This is a genomic window from Myceligenerans halotolerans (genome assembly GCF_054782975.1).
Genome location: NZ_BAAGRL010000055.1, coordinates 1 through 16,769 on the forward strand (window position 1 = coordinate 1; position 16,769 = coordinate 16,769).

Sequence of the window (16,769 nt, forward strand, 5' to 3'; positions counted from 1 at the left end):
CCTGCCCCCAGCCTACGAACTCACGAAGACCGGGGTCTCACGAAAGCCTGGCAGATAGGGCCGCCGCCGACAGCTACCCGCACAGGTGCGCGAGTCAGGGCTGTTCAGTCCGGGTGTCCGCATTACGCCCGTCGCGCACCATCGCGCCCATGGGGCCAGCGCGTACTTGACTTCGCCGTTCGATCACGCGCTCGTGGTCACCCTCGACGGCCGCGGAGAGTACGAGACCGCGTGCGTCTACGACGGTCGCGCTGGGCGGTTGACCAAGCTGCGCAGCGTCGTCTACCCGCACTCGTTCGGCTACTTGTACTCGATGATCACCCGCTATCTCGGCTTCCGGCCGCAAAACGACGAGTACAAGGTGATGGGCCTGGCCGCCTACGGCCGCACCAGTCTTGTCAGCGATGTCCGCCGGCTTGCCACTATCGATGGAACCGGCCGGCTCCGGTTGAACCTGTCTTACTTCGACCACCATCGGAGACCCAGCCCTGACCGCAACCTCTTCAGCCCCGCACTGGTCGAACTGCTCGGCCCGCCACGGGAACCGGACGAGGAGATCACGAACCGACACCAGGACATCGCCTACGCCGCGCAGATGCTCCTTGAGAAGCACGTCCTGCGGTTCCTGCAGTACGCCCAGACGCTGACCCCACACCGCCGTCTCTGCCTGGCTGGTGGCGTCGCGCTCAACTGCGTACTCAACCAGAGAATCGTCGAGTCCGGACTGTTCGACGAGGTCTACGTCCAGCCCGCGGCAGGAGACCCGGGCACCTCGGTCGGCGCCGCCCTGCTCGTCGCGGATTCTAGTGAGCGTGAGGCATGGCAAAACGCAATGCACGGGCCAGAACTCTCCGACGACGATGTTGAGCGCGCTGTCCGACACCTTCCAGCTCTCGGGTACCGCGTGACACCCATCGCCGATCCTGCTGTTCGCGCGGCGGAACTCCTTGCGGCGGGGAAGATCGTCGGCTGGGTACAGGCGCGTACCGAGTTCGGGCCCCGTGCGCTTGGCGCTCGTAGCATCCTTGCCCCGGTCCAGGATGCCGCGGTCGTCGAACGGATCAATGCCCTGATCAAGCACCGTGAACTGTTCCGGCCGCTCGCTCCCGCAGTGCTCGCCGGGCATGCGGACACCTACTTTCGCCTCCACCCGGCGGGGCGCCATGTGTACCCGTACATGCTCGCCACAGCCGATGTCGTCTCCGAACAGCGTGATGCGATCCCCGCCGTCGTTCACGTTGACGGCACCGCGCGCGTGCAGACTGTCGAACGCGCAGCCAGTCCGCTGTTCTGGGACCTGCTTGAACAGTACCGGCGCCGCACAGGCTTGCCCGTGGTCCTGAACACTTCGTTCAACGAGGCCGACGAACCGATCGTGAACAGTCCTACGGACGCGGTGCGCACCTTCGTCGCCTGCGGTCTCGATGCGCTTGTCATGGGAAAGATCCAAGTCCTGCCGCCAGCTCGATGAGGAGAGACAGCGCATGCCTGATAGCGCGACATCCCGCCCGATCCGCACGACCAACAGCCACGACGCCGCGCTCGTGATGTACAAGCCCGACGGCTTCAACCGCCCCTGCAGCAGCGAGGACCGCGCCCGGATCCGCGCTGGATGGGCCTCGGTCCTGGCCTGGCTCCAGCGCATCGACCCCGACACCGTCGCTGAGCCCGACCTTGTGGCCGCCGTCGCGCGCAAGGCGGCCCTGAGACAGCCCCGAAACCCCGAGTACGACATCGCCGCCTGGTCAACCTTGGCCGAGAGCACTACCGCACCGTCGTCACCTACGCCGGGCGGCGTCACCGCGACATCGCTTCACACCGAGTTCGCGGTGCTGCTTACCAACCTCGGGCTCGTTTGTCGCGACGCCGTCGAGCTCGCGTTGACGGACCCGACTATCGACGTCCTGTATGGACGATCCAACAACTTCCAACGGCATCGTGACCTGCTCATCCCCCTACTGACCAAGGCCCCCGTCCGGCTTGAGATATGGGTGGGTGACAACGCCGCTCTCATGCTCCCTGCCAAGCTCGTCGTGCGCCGAGCCATGAGCACCGACGGACTGACCAACATGATCCACGGCGAGGTCGACACGTCGACAGCCGTGTGGGAGATGTTCAACGCCGTCCGCAGAACTGTCCAGGGTGCGAGTACAGCTCGTGTCGACGGAGGCGCAGCGTGAGTCAGGACGAGAGCACCGGGGCCCGCTGCACGACTACCCGCCTCATCCTGCGACCAGTTGGCTTCGAGGACGTGGACGCTCTTTTCGCGCTCTTCAGCGACCACCGAGTGGTGCGACACCGCCGGCACGGCCTGCTCAACCGTGAACAAGTACACGACCTGGTGGGACGTGCCGTTGAAGGCTCGGCACGGGCAGGCTCCAGCATTGTGCAGAACGACGTCGCGCTCGCCGTAGTACACGCTAGGAGCGGGCGGACCATAGGCTGCGCGAGCCTTGTCAGTAGTCGAGAGCAGAGGCCAGCGTGCGAGGCGGACGTTGCAGTCCATCCTGACTGGTGGGGCCTCGGCATCGGAGCCGAAGTGCTCTCCGGCCTAGCCCGGATCGCGTTCGAGCTTGGTGCGCTGGACGAGGTCCAGGCAGTCCGACTTCCCCGGGACGTGGCCGGTCACCGTGCGCTCATCCATGCGGGCTTCGAACGGGTCGGCACGATGAGGAGAACGGCATCCGGCGGAGTCTGGATAGAGATGCCGGTCTACCGACTGGACCGTGCGGACTGGGAGCAGATCCATGCGATCCAACCCTGAAAGGAAGCTCCCGATGATCAACGACGCATCCGGCCAATCGATCGAGACCTGGAACGCCCTGCGCGGCGTGGTGCTCGGACTTGACCGACGATTCCCCGACCACAACGGCCCCTTCGAGCGCGTGGCCCGGCTCGCCGAGGAGACAGGCGAAACTGGCCGCCGCTGTCGCCCACGCCGAAGGCATGGGCGTCAAGAACGACAAGCACGGCACGTTCGACCCGGACAACCTCGTCAAGGAGATCCAGGACGTACTGCGTGCGGCAGTCGGTATCGCCCGCCACTACGGCGTCGAACAAGAACTCGCCGAGTCGATCGGACACCACTACCGCCGCTACCAGGAGATGGGCCACGTCACCACCACCGATGTTCACGCGCCGTCGTGACCGCCAGACCGCCATGCCGAGCGGGTCGGCGTCGTAGGCCGTGAGACAGATGAGAAGCCTTATCCGTCTCACGGGGGAGGCGGACCAGTGCCTGACGCCCGCATAATCCGGCGTATGAGCGACACCATTTTCACGCCAGGGGCCGACGTCATCACTGCACGCGGACGCGGCACGGTCGTCGATGTCCGGGCTACCCCCTCTGGCAAGTTCGTCTTCGGAGTCGAGGATGCCAACGGCGAAGTGAGCTACTTCACCGAGAAGGCTCTCCGGCTCGCGCAGGGCTAGGACGTCCGACACTCCGGCTACGGTTTCGTCGTGTCCTTCGTTCCACCACCCGCGCCCCTCACCCGTCCCGACCTGGCCGGCACGTTCGGTATGGCCGCATCCACGCACTGGATCGCGACCGCCAACGCACAGTCCGTCCTGGAGCGCGGTGGCAACGCGTTCGACGCCGCCTGCGCCGGCGCCTTCGTGCTGCACGTCGTCGAGCCGCACCTGAACGGCCCCGGCGGCGACATGACCGCCGTCATCGCCTCCGCCGACGATCCGAGCCGCCCCCGCGTGCTGGTCGGCCAGGGCCCGGCACCGGCCGCGGCCACCATCGACCACTACCGCGCCGAGGGCCTGGACCTCGTGCCCGGTTCGGGAGCGCTCGCCGCCGCCGTCCCCGGCGCCGTCGACGCCTGGCTGCTGCTCCTGCGCGACCGGGGCACGTGGACGGTCCGCGACGTGCTGGCGCACGCGATCGGCTACGCGCGGGACGGGCACCCGGTCCTGGAGCGCGTGTCCGGCACCATCGCGGCGGTCCAAGGCCTGTTCCGCGAGCACTGGCCCACCTCGGCCGAGCGGTGGATGCCCGGTGGTACTCCGCCCGCGCCCGGCGAGCTGGTCACCAACCCGGCCTACGCCGACGTGCTGGAGTCCCTCGTCGCGGCGGCCGGCGCCGCGCCCTCGCGCGAGGCGGGCGTGGACGCGGCCCGCGCGCGGTGGCGCGAGATCGTCGGCCCCGCGATCGAGGAGTTCGTCCGCACGCCCCACCGGCACTCCGACGGCGCCGACCACGCCGGGATCATGACGGCCGACGACGTCGCCGGGTTCCGCGCCGGCTTCGGGGAACCCGCCACCGCCCGCTTTCGCGGCCACACCATCGCCAAGACCGGCGCCTGGGGGCAGGGCCCTGCCCTGCTGCAGGCCCTGACCATCCTGGACGGGTACGACGACGAGCTGCTGGACCCGTCCACCGCCGCCGGCGCACACACCGTCGCCGAGGCGCAGAAACTCGCGCTGGCCGACCGGGACGTCTGGTACGGGGACGCCGTCCCGGCGGACAGCGCAGGCGCGGGCGCCGCACGTGCGGGCCGGTCCGGCACCCCAGCCTGTGTCCCGCTGAACCATCTGCTGTCCGCGGAGTACGCAGCCGAGCGGCGGTCACTCATCGGCGCGACCGCGAGCCACGAGATCCGCCCTGGAGACGTTCCGGGGCACACCACGCCGCCCGTGCCCCCGTTGCGCACCGAGTACGCGACCGCCGCCCCGGCCGGCTCCCTGCCGGGCGCGCCCACGGGCGGAGCGGCGGCCGGGATCGGCGAGCCGACCGTCCCGGGACCGGCGGCCGCGTCCGCCCCATCCGCGGTCCCCGGCCAGGCGTCCTCGTCCCGCTCCCGGCACGAGTCCGGCCCCGGGGCCGCGTCCATGTCCGCCCCCGCATCCGGAGGCGCCGCGCATTCCCCCGTGCACCACGGACACCCCGCCGGTGACCTCCCTCCCGACTCGCTGGGCGCGACCCGCGGCGACACCTGCCACATCGACGTCGTCGACCGCTGGGGGAACATGATCAGCGCGACGCCGTCGGGCGGCTGGCTGCAGTCCTCGCCCACCATCCCGAGCCTCGGCTTCTCCCTCGGCACGCGACTGCAGATGACGTGGCTGGACCCGGCATCGCCGTCGGCCCTCGTGCCCGGACGCCGGCCCCGCACCACCCTCACCCCGACACTCGTGCTGCGCGACGGCGAGCCCGTGCTCGCCTGCGGCTCCCCCGGCGGTGACCAGCAGGACCAGTGGCAACTGCTGTTCCTCCTCCGCGTACTCGTGGGCGGCTACACGCCCCAGGAGGCGATCGACGCCCCGGCCTGGCACACCACGTCGTTCCCGGGCTCCTTCTGGCCGCGTACCTGGACTCCCGGCGGGCTGGTGGTCGAGGACCGGCTCGGCGACGACGTGATCGGGGCCCTCACCGACCGCGGCCACCGGATCACGCGAGCGGGCGGCTGGGCGCTGGGCCGCCTGTCGGCGGTCACCCGCGACCCCTCGACCGGGCTCCTGGGCGCAGCGGCCAACCCCCGCGGTGCCCAGGGCTACGCGGCGGGCCGCTGACTCCGACGACGCCACGGCAAGGCGTACGGACCGCGCAGACGGTCCACAGCAAGACGCGACGGGAGCCGGAACGGAGCCTCCGAGGTGGCTGAAGCCCAGCGGCGATCACGGCATGCTCGCAGCCGGGTCCGGGCCGACCTCCCCGTAGCGTCGCCAATCGCCAGCATTTCTCGCGGTAGTTCGCCCGTGCAGGTATGTTTCCAGCTGGTGACTTTATTGTCGGACACTTTCCCGAATGTCGGGTCAGCCCGTCAGTCACCCTTTGGTCCCGGAACACGGGATCACGTCAACCTCAGGGAGCAACCATGCGCATGCGATACCCCCGTCCCGCGCGCGGCCTCGCGGTCGCGTCGGTGGCGGCGCTCGCCGCCGCGTCGTTCGGCCTGTCGGCGAGCGCCGCAGCGACGGACGAGCCCATCTCGACGCCTGTCCCGATCGTCACACCCGACGGCGAGACGTTCTCCTACGTGGTCAATGCCACCCACGCGAACCCGGGGAAGGTCCGCCTGGTGGAGTGGGCCGTCCGGGCCGCCGACGGCGTGGTCGTCCAGTCGTGGCCGCAGATCGGTGTCGTCGTCGCGCACTCCACCAACGGGTCGTTCCGGGAGGACGTCGTCAGGGGCCCCGGCCGCTGGGCCGTCGACTCCGTCGGCGCGACGCGCACCGCCACCCCGTACGAGGGCACGCCCGCGGCGGTGGCCGGACCGGACGCAGCGCACGCTCCGTCGCTCCGGGCGGACACGTCCGCGATCGGTGCGACGGCGGACGCCGCGACTGACGAGGAGTTCGATGCGATGGTCGAGGAGGACCCCCGCGAGAACGAGCAGTGGGACATGTCGCTGATCGAGGCGGACGCGGCGCATCAGATCACGGACGGCTCGCCCGAGGTCGTCGTCGGCATCCTGGACAGCGGCATCGAGGCGGACCACCCCGACCTGGCGGGTCAGGTGTCCGGGGACCTGTCGGTGAACTGCACCGACGCGGGGCGCCCCGACACCTCGGCCGAGGGCTGGTGGCCGACGACGTCGTCGCACGGTACCCACGTGGCCGGCACCGTGGCCGCGGCCCGCAACGGCACGGGCATCGTGGGGGTGGCGCCGGGGGTGACGATGGCGTCGGTCAAGGTCGTCAACGATCAGGGGTACATCTTCCCGGAGTACGCGATCTGCGGGTTCATGTGGGCCGGCCTCAAGGGCATGGACGTGACGAACAACAGCTACTACGTCGACCCGTTCATGTACTGGTGCGAGGACCAGCCGGACCAGTACGCCGCCAAGGAGGCCGTACGCCGCGCGGTGGACTTCTCCACGGGCCGGGGCGTGGTGCACGCGGCGGCGGCCGGCAACGCCGCCACCGACCTGTCGGACAACACGAGCGACAGCAGCAGCCCGAACGACTCGGAGTCGATCGATCGCGTCATCAACTCGGGCTGCGAGGACATCCCGGCCGAGCTCGACGGCGTCGTGACCGTCTCGTCGATCGACTCGGACGCGAACCTGTCGCCGTTCTCGAACCGCGGCCTCGGCGAGATCGACGTCGCGGCACCGGGTTCGCGGATCCTGTCCACCGTGACCGGCCACGGCTACGCGCTGTACAGCGGCACGTCGATGGCATCCCCGCACGTCGCGGGAGTCCTGGCGCTCATGAGGTCGGAGCACCCCGACTGGTCGCCGCAGCGCATGGAACGGGAGATCCGCGCCCAGGCCACCGACCACGAGTGCGGCCCGGTCAGCCGCGGCGCGGAGTGCGTCGGCTCGCTGGAGGAGAACTCCTTCTACGGCGACGGCATCACGGACGCGCTGGAGGCGGTCTCCCGCCGCTGACCGTTCTGTCAGGAGGCCGGGGAACGACGGCGGTCGTGGTGGCGTAGCACCACCACGACCGCCGCACTATTTCCTCCCGAGCGGACGTCGCGTGTAGCCTCATCTCGCCTCGGACGTGTCGGCCCTTCTCGGGACGATGCAGCGCATCACGTCGTCGATCTGTCTGCCGACGGGACACGGGACCGGAACGCCGGGATCGAGGATTGTCACTACCGGAGCCAGCTTGACGATGACGCCCCCCTCATCCGGGCCGGCGCTCCTCAGCCCGCCAGCCGCCCCAGGCCGGAAGGCACGGAACGCGGACGCGCCCGACCACGCGACGATCAGCGGCCGCATCATCGAATTGCACGGCCTCCGCGGTCTCGCGCTTCTCCTGGTGGTCGTCTTCCACCTCTTCGGTGCCGGCCGGGTCTCCGGCGGCGTCGACGTCTTCCTCTTCGTCTCCGGCTTCATGGCTACACGCCAGATCGTGACACGCGGGCACCGCGGCACATTCCGGTTCGGACAGCACTACGCCCGCCTCCTGTCCCGCCTCGTGCCGACGGCGCTGATCGTCCTGGTCGCCGTAGCCACGGCGGCCTGGATGCTCATGCCGGCCGAGCGGTGGACGTCCATCGGCCGGGAGATCGTCGCGTCTGTCCTGTTCTACGAGAACTGGGAACTGATCGCGAGCCAACTCGCCTACGGCGCCGCGGGTCCGTCGGCCAGCCCGCTCCAGCATTTCTGGTCGCTCGCGGTGCAGGCCCAGTTTCTGCTGGTCTGGCCCCTCGTCGCCGCTCCGCTCGTGCGGCTCACGGCCCGTAGCAGGCGGCTATGGTTCACGACCCTGGTCCTCCTGGCGTGCTTGATGCCCGTGGTCGCCCTGTCGTTCGGACATGCCGTCACCCTGTCCGCGGAGGCGCAGTCCGTTGCGTATCTCGACTCGACCGCCCGTGTGTGGCAGCTGGCTCTCGGGGCTGTCGTCGCCCTCGTCACGCCATTCATCCGGCTCCCGGGAGGCCTCCGCGCGGTCCTGGGCTGGCTGGGCCTCGGCCTCGTGGTCACCTCCGGCTTCCTGTTCGACGGTGCGGCGCTCTTCCCGGGCCCGTACGCACTGTGGCCGGTCCTCGGCGCCGCCCTGGTCCTCGTCGGCTCCGGCTCCGGCTCGGATCCGCGATGGGCTCCCGTGGGCATTCTCGCGTCGCGGCCGCTCCGGTTCATCGCGGACATCTCGTACGAGCTGTACCTGTGGCACTGGCCGATCCTGGTCTTCTTCCTCCTGGTCTCGGACAGCGAGGCCGTGACCTGGCAGGAAGCCGCTGTCGTACTCGTCGCATCGGGGCTCCTTGCCTGGCTCACCCACATCGCGGTCGCCGAGCCACTGCGATACGGCGGCACGGGGCGCGGTGCACTCGTGGTGGTCGCCCTGGCCATGGCCGCGACCGCGGCCGTCGCCGTACCCACCACGCACGTCGTCGATGAACTCGACCGGCGACGAGCGGCGGAACTCGCCGCGCTCTCCGAGCCATCGCCTGACCATCCCGGTGCCGCCGCACTCCGCGCCGGATTCACGGAGACGACGTTCAGCGCGTCTTTCCAGCCGTCGACGGCGGCAGCCCACCTCGACGTGCCACTGTCCGTCGCCAATGGCTGCCGACAGGAATCCGGAGACGCAGCCGGATACGAGAAGGTCGTCATCTGCGACGTCCATGATCCCGGCCATCCGCACCGAACCGTCGTGATCGCGGGAGCATCCCACGCGTTCCAGTGGGAGCCCCCGTTCCAGCAGATCGCCGAGCACGAAGGATGGCGCCTGGTCACCGTCGCGAAAGCAGGCTGCCGGTTCGCGATCCCGGCAGGCCCCCAGAGAACGGACGGAACGGACTGCGACCGCTGGCAGCGTTCCGCCGTGGACACGATCCTCGGGATGAGTCCTGACCTGGTCGTCGTCGTCGGCACGGACACCAGCGAAGGGGCCGAACGGGTATCGCCCGCACAGGTGGCGGCATGGCAGGCACTGGACGAGGCCGGCATCACGGTGCTGACCATCCGTGACACCCCACGATCCAAGCGGCTCGCCCCGTCCTGCGTCGAACGACACGGACCACACTCCGCGGAGTGCGGACTGCCGCGCCGGGAGCTCTTCGATCGGACCAATCCGGTACTCACCTTCGACGGCGTGCCCGCCGACGCCCGGCACATCGACCTGACGGACTGGATCTGCCGGAGCACCACGTGCCCACCCGTCATCGGCAACGTCCTCGTGTACCGGGACTGGGACCACCTGTCAGGAACATACGCGCGCACCCTCACGCCGATGCTGACCGACAGGCTCCGTGCCGAGGTGCCCTGGATGTTCTGACGGCCGCACACCCCGGCGGCCTCCGGCCGGTCTCCGACGGGAAAGCCGAGATACCGGCGCTCCGGCGGCCGGAGTCCGGGATCCGCCGGAGCGCCGAGATCGACGCGCGTGTCGTCAGGCATCCCCCGCAGTTCACGCCATGTGCAGGGAGCCCCCGACGATGCCGGCCGCGACCGTCTTGTTGGTCGACTCGTCCACCAGAATGAACGACCCCGTGTGCCGGTTGTTCTGGTACTTGTCGACGAACAGCGGCTTGGTCACGCGCAGCTTGACGCGGGCGATCTCGTTGAGCCTGATCTCGCTCGCGTCCTCGTCCCGGTGCAGCGTGTTCACGTCCACCCGGTAGTTGATGCCCTTGACCACGGCCCGAGCCCACCGCGTGGTGTGCTTGATGGCGTACTTCCTGCCCGCCGTCAGCGACGCCGTCTCGTCCATCCAGCAGATCTGGGCGTCCACGTCCTGCGTCACGGTCGGCGAGTTGTTCGGGCGGCAGATCATGTCGCCGCGGGAGATGTCGATCTCGTCGGCCAGCCGCACGGTCACGGACATCGGCGGGTACGCCTCGTCGACCGGGCCGTCGGCCGTGTCGATCGCCTCGATCGTGGACTCCAGCCCGGACGGCAGCGCGAGCACGCGGTCACCCGGCTTCATCACCCCGGACGCGACGGTGCCCGCGTAGCCGCGGTAGTCGCGCGCGTCGTTCTGCTGCGGCCGGATCACGTACTGCACAGGGAAGCGCACGTCCACCAGGTTGCGGTCCGAGGCCACATGCAGGCGCTCGAGGTGGCTGAGCAGCGTCGAGCCCTCGTACCAGGGCATGTTCTCAGACCGGTCCACCACGTTGTCGCCCTTGAGGGCGGACACGGGGATGAACGTCATGTCCGGCACCCGCAGGCGGGCGGCGAACTCGGTGAACTCGGTGCGGATGTTCTCGAAGACCTCTTCCGCGTAGTCGACGAGGTCCATCTTGTTCACGCACACCACGATGTGCGGCACACCCAGCAGACTGGCCAGGAACGTGTGGCGGCGTGACTGCTCCAGCACGCTCTTGCGGGCGTCGACCAGGATCAGCGCCACGTCGGCCGTCGAGGCTCCGGTGACCATGTTCCGCGTGTACTGGATGTGTCCCGGCGTGTCCGCGATGATGAACTTGCGCCTGGGCGTCGCGAAGTAGCGGTATGCCACATCGATCGTGATGCCCTGCTCACGCTCCGAGCGCAGACCGTCGGTGAGGAGCGCCAGGTCCGTGTAGTCGTTGCCGCGGTCCTTGCTCACCTGCTCCACGGACTCGAGCTGGTCCTCGAAGATCGTCTTGGAGTCGAACAGCAGTCGCCCGATCAGCGTCGACTTGCCGTCGTCGACCGATCCTGCCGTCGCGAACCGCAGGAGGTCGGTCGAGCCGGCCTGGTACACACCGGGCTCCTGCGCGGTCGCGCTCTCGCCGGGCTCCGTCGCCGTCGTCATCAGAAGTAGCCTTCCTTCTTGCGGTCCTCCATGGCGGCCTCGCTCACCTTGTCGTCGCCGCGCGTCGCACCGCGCTCGGTGAGACGTACGGCCGCGACCTCCTCGACGACCTGACGCATCGTGGTCGCCTCGGACTCGACGCAGGCGGTGAGGTTCGCGTCCCCGACCGTGCGGTAGCGCGTGAGCTTGAGCTCCGCGGTCTCGCCGTCCTTGAGGGGCGTGAACTCGTTGACCTCGTACAACATGCCGCCCCGGTTCACCACCTCGCGCTCCCGCGCGAGGTAGAGGTCGGGGAGGTCGATCTCCTCGGCCTCGATGTACGACCAGATGTCGAGCTCCGTCCAGTTCGACAGCGGGAAGACACGGATCGACTCACCCATGTGGACGCGGCCGTTGTACAGGTTCCAGATCTCGGGGCGCTGGTTCTTCGGATCCCACTGGCCGAACTCGTCGCGGAAGGAGAACACGCGCTCCTTGGCCCGCGCCTTCTCCTCGTCGCGGCGGCCGCCGCCGAACGCGGCGTCGAAGCCGTGCTTCTCCAGAGCCTCGAGCAGCACCGGAGTCTGGATCCGGTTGCGTGATCCGTTGGGCTCCTCCTGCACCAGGCCGCGGTCGATGGCCTCGGGCACCGACGCCACGACGAGCTGTACGCCGAGACGAACGGTCCAGCGGTCGCGGCAGTCCAGGACGGTCTGGAAGTTCAGGCCGGTGTCCACGTGCAGGATCGGGAAGGGAATGCGCGCCGGCGCGAACGCCTTGGCCGCCAGGTGCAGCATGACGATGGAGTCCTTGCCGCCCGAGAACATCAGCACGGGGCGCTGCATCTCCGCGACCACCTCGCGCATGATGTGGATGGCCTCGGCCTCCAGGCTGCGCAACTGGCTCAGTACGTGACTCTTCACTCCTCAAGCACCTTCCTTGCTCGACGATGCGACTTTCGACTCGACCCCGACGGAGTCGAGCAGCTCGCGAAGCCGCGCGGCGAGTGCCGGGTGACACACGAACAGGTCGGGGAGCCAAGGGCTCTCCCGGTTGTACTCGAGCGGTGACCCGTCGAGACGGGTGCACACGAGTCCGCGAGCCTGTGCCACCGCGACCGGTGCCGCCGAGTCCCACTCGTACTGCCCGCCGCCGTGGACGTAGGCATCAACGGTACCCCCTGCGACGGAGATCACCTTGACCCCGGCCGAACCCATCGGCACGAGCTCGACGTCGTCGCGCCGGGCAAGAGTAGCCACGAACTCCGGCGGGCGGCTCCGGCTGGCCGCGATCCGGAGCGGACGCTCGCCGCGCAGCACGGCATCCGGGTCCGCGGGGCCGCCCGGCGTCGTGTCCATGGTGGTCAGCGTCGCGCCCCGGCCCGGCAGGCCCACGGCGCCGACGGTCAGTCCCGCGCCGCGCACCCAGAGCGCGACGTGCACGGCGAAGTCGTCGCGCCACTCACCCTCCGGCCCGTCGGCGCCGGTGTGCCGCTCCGCGAACTCCCGGGTCCCGTCCAGCGGGTCGATGATCCACACACGATCCGCACTCGTGCGCGACACATCGTCCTTCGCTTCCTCGGACAGCGTGGCATCGCCCGGCCGGGCGGCGGCGAGGGCGCGCGCCAGCCAGTCCTGTGCGGCGGCGTCGCCGGCGTCCTTGAACACCTTCGGGTCGAACCCGCCGCCCGCGGCGTCGACGTCGGCACGGAGCGCGAGGAGCACCTCCGCGGCGCCGTCGGCCAGCGCTTGCGCCAGGACGGTGTCATCGAGCGACCCCGCGGGAAGGTGTGGTGAGGGCGAGTTCATCAGTCTCCAGCCGGCGTCCGGGGCGCAATGAACCCCGGAGCCCGCCCACGGAATGAACATGAGGGGGTGAAACCCCGAGGTGGCGCCGAGGCTACCATTCGACGATCGGCGGCGCCGATGGCAGACTGATGGTCGAGATATCCGGCCGGAAAGGTAGGAAATGATGATCGACCTCCCCCTCGTCCTGGGCGGTCTGGTCGTCGGCTTCGTCGTCGGCCTGACCGGCATGGGCGGCGGCGCGCTGATGACGCCGATGCTGATCTTCGTCTTCCGGGTGGACCCGCTCACAGCCGTCTCCTCCGACGTCGTGGCCAGCCTCTTCATGAAGCCCGCCGGAGCGGTCGTACACCTGCGGCGCCGCACCGTGAACCTGCCGCTCGTGGGCTGGCTGTGCCTGGGCTCCGTCCCGGCCGCGTTCTCCGGCGCCCTGCTCATCAAGGTCATGCCGTTCGGTGATCGGATCGACGCCGTGCTGCGGAGCGTCCTGGGAGTCGCCCTGCTGCTCGCCGCACTGGGGCTGGTCGTGCGCGCCGTGCTGCAGATGGTCCGCGCCCGCTCCGCGTTCGGCGAGGGTCCCGTCGCGCCGAGCGCGCCCAGCCTTGTGGTGCGCCCGCTGCCGACCGTGCTGCTCGGCGCGGTCGCAGGCCTCATGGTCGGCCTGACCTCGGTGGGCGCCGGGTCGATCATCATCGTGGTCCTGCTGCTGATGTATCCGGCGCTGAAGGCGTCCCAGGTGGTCGGCACCGACCTGGTCCAGGCCGTCCCGCTCGTGGCCGCCGCCTCCCTGGGCCATCTCATGTACGGGGAGTTCTCCCTGGGACTGACGACCTCGCTCCTCATCGGCGCGATCCCCGGCGCCTGGTTCGGCGCGCACGTCTCGAGCCGTGCCCCCGGCGGGATCATCCGCCGCGCCCTGGCGATCCTGCTGCTCGCCTCCGGCCTCAAGCTGATCGGCGCGCCCCTCTGGCTCGTCCTCACCGCGGCCGGCGGTGCGCTGGTGGGCGGGAACCTGGTATGGATCTGGGTGAAGCGCCGGTTCGCGGTTCCCACCCCGGGCCAGGAACCGCAGACGACACACCTCCGTGGGGACGAACCCGCCCGCATCGACGAATCGAGTCACAACCCATGACCACACCCGCCCACGTCCTGACCGACGACGAGCTCGACCTGCTCGAACTCGCGCTGGGCGGCGCGATCGACCGCCTGCCGTTCGCCCGCAGCGGCCCGGCCGTGCTCACGGACACGGAGAACACACCGCTCGCCGAGGTCGCCGCGGACGGTTCTGTCACCCCGCTCAAGCCGATCGCGACGGCGCTCGGCCCGCAGTGGGACGAGACGCTGCGCACCCCCGCCCGGGACGTCGCGCCGGGCCTCGCCCCGGGGACGACGGCGGCGTGGCTGGCCGAGCCCCCGACGCTCGAGGACGCCGCCGCCATCGCCGATGCCGCCGCGACGGCCGACGTCGTCCTGCTGGTCCCCGCGTCACGGCACACCGAGCCGGGCACCGTCGGCGCGGCCGGGCTCACCCGAGCGGCGCTCGGGCTCGCGGAGGGACTCCCCCGCTCTGCCAGGGGATCCGCCGGGAAGACCGGGGGGACGCCGCGCGTCGTCGTCGTCCCCTACCCCCACGGGGAGCAGGCGCCCGCGCCGTCGGACGTCGCTACCGCCTACGGCGCGGCACGGCTGCTGGTCCCCGCGGCCGAGCGGTCCGAGGCAACACGAGCCGCCCTGGCGCGGCTGCCGCGCGCCCACGTCGATGCACTGCACCTCGTCTATCCCGAGACGTCCGCCCGCGAGGTGGAGCGGGCCACGGCAGGCAGGCACCGGCAGGGCACGGTCGTGTTCTTCACGGGCCTGTCCGGGTCGGGGAAGTCGACGATCGCGCGGGCGCTGGCCGCCGAACTGGACGACGACGGCCTGAGCACCACCCTGCTCGACGGCGACGCGGTGCGTCACCACCTGTCCAAAGGGCTCGGTTTCGACCGCGAGTCCCGCGAGACGAATGTGGAACGGATCGGATACGTCGCGTCCCTCGTGGCCAAGCACGGCGGGATCGCGGTGGCCGCGCCGATCGCGCCGTTCGCCTCGAGTCGCGCGACGGTACGGGACCTGGCGGAGTCGGCGGGTGCGCGCTTCCTTCTGGCGCACGTCAGCACACCGCTGGAGGTCTGCGAGGCGCGGGATCGCAAGGGGCTCTACGCCAAGGCGCGAGCTGGTATCATTCCCGACTTCACTGGCATCTCGTCACCGTACGAGGCCCCCGAGGACGCCGACGTCGTGATCGACACGTCTCAGACCAGTGTGGTCGAGGCCGTCGCGGCCGTACGCGCGCGCCTCGGCGCCTCGCCCGGTACCGGCGAGCACTTGCACTGCGGCAAGAGCTAAGCAGGAGGTCTCGTGAGGAAACAGGAACGCATCGGTTTGTGGCAGGAGGGTTTCGAGTACGGGAAGGTGACGGGCACCCGCTTCCGCGGATCGTTCGGCCCCGTCGTCCGAGGACGGAACCGTCGGGACGACCTGATCCGCGACTTCTCGGAGGTCATGACGCAACATGCGTGTGGCGTGCGGGTGTCACCGGATTCCCTGCGCGCCCTGCGGCGGCTCGCGGTCGCGAAGCACAGACGAGACTGGGACGGAGTCAGCCTGGCCGTGGTCTCGACGCTGGCGACCGCATTCGACAACGCTCCGGCGCGCGCCTGGCTACCTGTCATGCTCGCCTCCGCCGGCATGGTCGAGGAAACCCTGGACGCCGAGCCGGATCTGATACCTCGTGGCCCTTCGGGCGCCGACTGGCTCGTCGTCGTCACCGCGCTCGAGGCCGCAGGGTACGGCGACCGGGCGCGGCGGCTCGCCGAGACACTCAAGGAGCGCTCCCCCGAGGTGAGCGAGACCTGTGTTACTACATGGGGTGAAACGCCTCTTTCGCGCGCCTTCGCACGCCTGCGCGGCAACTCCCCGATCACCGACGAACTGCCGGTGTTCTTCCACCTTCCGTTCTGCGGCGGAACAAGCACGATCGTCTCGTTCAAGCGCATCATCCCGTGGATCCGGATCGCGGAGATCGGTCGCCGACGCGGGCTCCTGCAGATCGAGCAGCTGCTCGAGATGCCGGCCGGCGAGGTCGAGAAGCTGCTGCTCGTCCATCAGCACCATCCGTTCGCGTTCCGCCTCCCGGGGCGGAAGCATCGGTACTTCACGATCCTGCGCGACCCGGTGTCGCAGCTCCGATCGGGATACTTCAAGCGGTGGTCCACGCCGGGGATCCTGCCGACCCGGGACGAGTCCTCCACCTTTACCGAGCACGCGCGGTACACGATCGACAACCGCCTGACGAACATGCTCGCTCGCCAGGTGGTCACGACCCACCCCGATCTCATGGGGGCCTACGAGAAGCAGTTCACCCGCTCGGGGGCGTACGACTCGGTCAGCTTCGAGGAGGACATGTTCTGGCTGAGCGCGACGGCGAAACTGAAGGACGACACGCTGCTGCGCATGTGCCGCGAGACCCTCGACGAGCAGTTCTTCTCGGTGGGCACGATGAAACACCTGGAGGCCAGTCATCTCGCGGCCACGGCGGCGGTCGGTGTGAACACCGCCGAGCGGCTCCCGCACCGAGGACGGTCAGGACAGCCGGAGCGGGAGATCGAGGATCTTCGCACGACCCGTCAGCTCAGGGAGGCCAACTCCGTCGACGCGGCGCTGTACGAGGAGTACACCGCGCGGTTCGAGGCGCAGCACTCCGGACTCATCGACGTGTTGTCCCCCGGGGCGGGCAGCGGCTCGACGTGAGCCCTCCCGCGGCTGCGGCCGACGGGGTCCGGCGACGCCGGCCGG

At 69.8% G+C, this 16,769-nt stretch carries 14 protein-coding genes; 11 read left to right on the plus strand and 3 right to left on the minus strand.

What is annotated here, in order from left to right:
* Positions 1 to 85 precede the first annotated feature (85 nt).
* The 8 genes from ACYVK5_RS23690 (at position 86) to ACYVK5_RS23725 (ending at position 9,684) form a co-directional block, all read left to right on the plus strand.
* Positions 86 to 1,471: a carbamoyltransferase family protein gene (locus tag ACYVK5_RS23690; protein WP_460708441.1), complete on the plus strand. Its 1,386-nt coding sequence runs from the start codon at positions 86 to 88 to the stop codon at positions 1,469 to 1,471.
* Between the two features lie 13 nt (positions 1,472 to 1,484).
* A complete protein-coding gene (locus tag ACYVK5_RS23695) occupies positions 1,485 to 2,180 on the plus strand; it encodes a hypothetical protein (protein ID WP_460708442.1) in 696 nt (231 codons plus the stop codon).
* Positions 2,177 to 2,764, plus strand: a complete 588-nt coding sequence (locus ACYVK5_RS23700) for a GNAT family N-acetyltransferase (RefSeq protein ID WP_460708443.1) — start codon at positions 2,177 to 2,179, stop codon at positions 2,762 to 2,764. The genes ACYVK5_RS23695 and ACYVK5_RS23700 overlap by 4 nt, the downstream gene beginning before the upstream one ends.
* A gap of 182 nt (positions 2,765 to 2,946) precedes the next feature.
* Positions 2,947 to 3,147, plus strand: coding sequence for a hypothetical protein (locus tag ACYVK5_RS23705; RefSeq protein ID WP_460708444.1), 201 nt, complete (start codon positions 2,947 to 2,949; stop codon positions 3,145 to 3,147).
* A 114-nt stretch (positions 3,148 to 3,261) separates the two neighbouring features.
* Positions 3,262 to 3,432, plus strand: a complete 171-nt coding sequence (locus tag ACYVK5_RS23710) for a hypothetical protein (RefSeq protein ID WP_460708445.1) — start codon at positions 3,262 to 3,264, stop codon at positions 3,430 to 3,432.
* 90 nt (positions 3,433 to 3,522) lie between these two features.
* Complete coding sequence (locus tag ACYVK5_RS23715; protein WP_460708470.1) at positions 3,523 to 5,520, plus strand: gamma-glutamyltransferase family protein; 1,998 nt, start codon at positions 3,523 to 3,525, stop codon at positions 5,518 to 5,520.
* Between the two features lie 305 nt (positions 5,521 to 5,825).
* On the plus strand, positions 5,826 to 7,343 hold the full coding sequence (locus tag ACYVK5_RS23720; protein ID WP_460708446.1) for a S8 family peptidase: 1,518 nt from the start codon (positions 5,826 to 5,828) through the stop codon (positions 7,341 to 7,343).
* A gap of 229 nt (positions 7,344 to 7,572) precedes the next feature.
* A complete protein-coding gene (locus ACYVK5_RS23725) occupies positions 7,573 to 9,684 on the plus strand; it encodes an acyltransferase family protein (protein WP_460708447.1) in 2,112 nt (703 codons plus the stop codon).
* A 132-nt stretch (positions 9,685 to 9,816) separates the two neighbouring features.
* On the opposite strand, the gene cysN is transcribed toward ACYVK5_RS23725, so the two are convergent.
* The 3 genes from cysN to ACYVK5_RS23740 are packed head-to-tail and all read right to left on the minus strand — an operon-like array spanning position 9,817 to position 12,935.
* Positions 9,817 to 11,148, minus strand: a complete 1,332-nt coding sequence (gene cysN / locus ACYVK5_RS23730; protein ID WP_460708448.1) for a sulfate adenylyltransferase subunit CysN — start codon at positions 11,146 to 11,148, stop codon at positions 9,817 to 9,819.
* Entirely contained in the window at positions 11,148 to 12,050 is a 903-nt protein-coding gene (gene cysD, locus ACYVK5_RS23735) for a sulfate adenylyltransferase subunit CysD (protein ID WP_460708449.1), read from the minus strand. Before cysD ends, cysN begins: the two co-directional genes overlap by 1 nt.
* 3 nt (positions 12,051 to 12,053) lie before the next feature.
* Entirely contained in the window at positions 12,054 to 12,935 is an 882-nt protein-coding gene (locus ACYVK5_RS23740) for a 3'(2'),5'-bisphosphate nucleotidase CysQ (RefSeq protein WP_460708450.1), read from the minus strand.
* A 163-nt stretch (positions 12,936 to 13,098) separates the two neighbouring features.
* Here ACYVK5_RS23740 and ACYVK5_RS23745 point away from each other — a divergent pair, with 163 nt between their 5' ends.
* From ACYVK5_RS23745 to ACYVK5_RS23755, 3 genes are read left to right on the plus strand one after another with little or no spacing between them, the layout of a single operon-like run.
* Positions 13,099 to 14,064, plus strand: coding sequence for a sulfite exporter TauE/SafE family protein (locus tag ACYVK5_RS23745; RefSeq protein WP_460708451.1), 966 nt, complete (start codon positions 13,099 to 13,101; stop codon positions 14,062 to 14,064).
* Complete coding sequence (gene cysC / locus ACYVK5_RS23750; protein WP_460708452.1) at positions 14,061 to 15,320, plus strand: adenylyl-sulfate kinase; 1,260 nt, start codon at positions 14,061 to 14,063, stop codon at positions 15,318 to 15,320. The genes ACYVK5_RS23745 and cysC overlap by 4 nt, the downstream gene beginning before the upstream one ends.
* Before the next feature lie 12 nt (positions 15,321 to 15,332).
* On the plus strand, positions 15,333 to 16,724 hold the full coding sequence (locus ACYVK5_RS23755) for a hypothetical protein (protein ID WP_460708453.1): 1,392 nt from the start codon (positions 15,333 to 15,335) through the stop codon (positions 16,722 to 16,724).
* Positions 16,725 to 16,769 lie beyond the last annotated feature (45 nt).

Excerpts from the sequence above, each read along its gene's own strand:
- cysC (WP_460708452.1), top strand. The coding sequence starts at position 14,061 with ATGACCACACCCGCCCACGTCCTGACCGACGACGAGCTCGACCTGCTC.
- ACYVK5_RS23720 (WP_460708446.1), top strand. The coding sequence starts at position 5,826 with ATGCGCATGCGATACCCCCGTCCCGCGCGCGGCCTCGCGGTCGCGTCG.
- ACYVK5_RS23740 (WP_460708450.1), bottom strand. The coding sequence starts at position 12,935 with ATGAACTCGCCCTCACCACACCTTCCCGCGGGGTCGCTCGATGACACC.
- ACYVK5_RS23715 (WP_460708470.1), top strand. The coding sequence starts at position 3,523 with ATGGCCGCATCCACGCACTGGATCGCGACCGCCAACGCACAGTCCGTC.
- ACYVK5_RS23710 (WP_460708445.1), top strand. The coding sequence starts at position 3,262 with ATGAGCGACACCATTTTCACGCCAGGGGCCGACGTCATCACTGCACGC.
- ACYVK5_RS23695 (WP_460708442.1), top strand. The coding sequence starts at position 1,485 with ATGCCTGATAGCGCGACATCCCGCCCGATCCGCACGACCAACAGCCAC.
- cysN (WP_460708448.1), bottom strand. The coding sequence starts at position 11,148 with ATGACGACGGCGACGGAGCCCGGCGAGAGCGCGACCGCGCAGGAGCCC.
- ACYVK5_RS23745 (WP_460708451.1), top strand. The coding sequence starts at position 13,099 with ATGATCGACCTCCCCCTCGTCCTGGGCGGTCTGGTCGTCGGCTTCGTC.
- ACYVK5_RS23725 (WP_460708447.1), top strand. The coding sequence starts at position 7,573 with ATGACGCCCCCCTCATCCGGGCCGGCGCTCCTCAGCCCGCCAGCCGCC.
- ACYVK5_RS23705 (WP_460708444.1), top strand. The coding sequence starts at position 2,947 with ATGGGCGTCAAGAACGACAAGCACGGCACGTTCGACCCGGACAACCTC.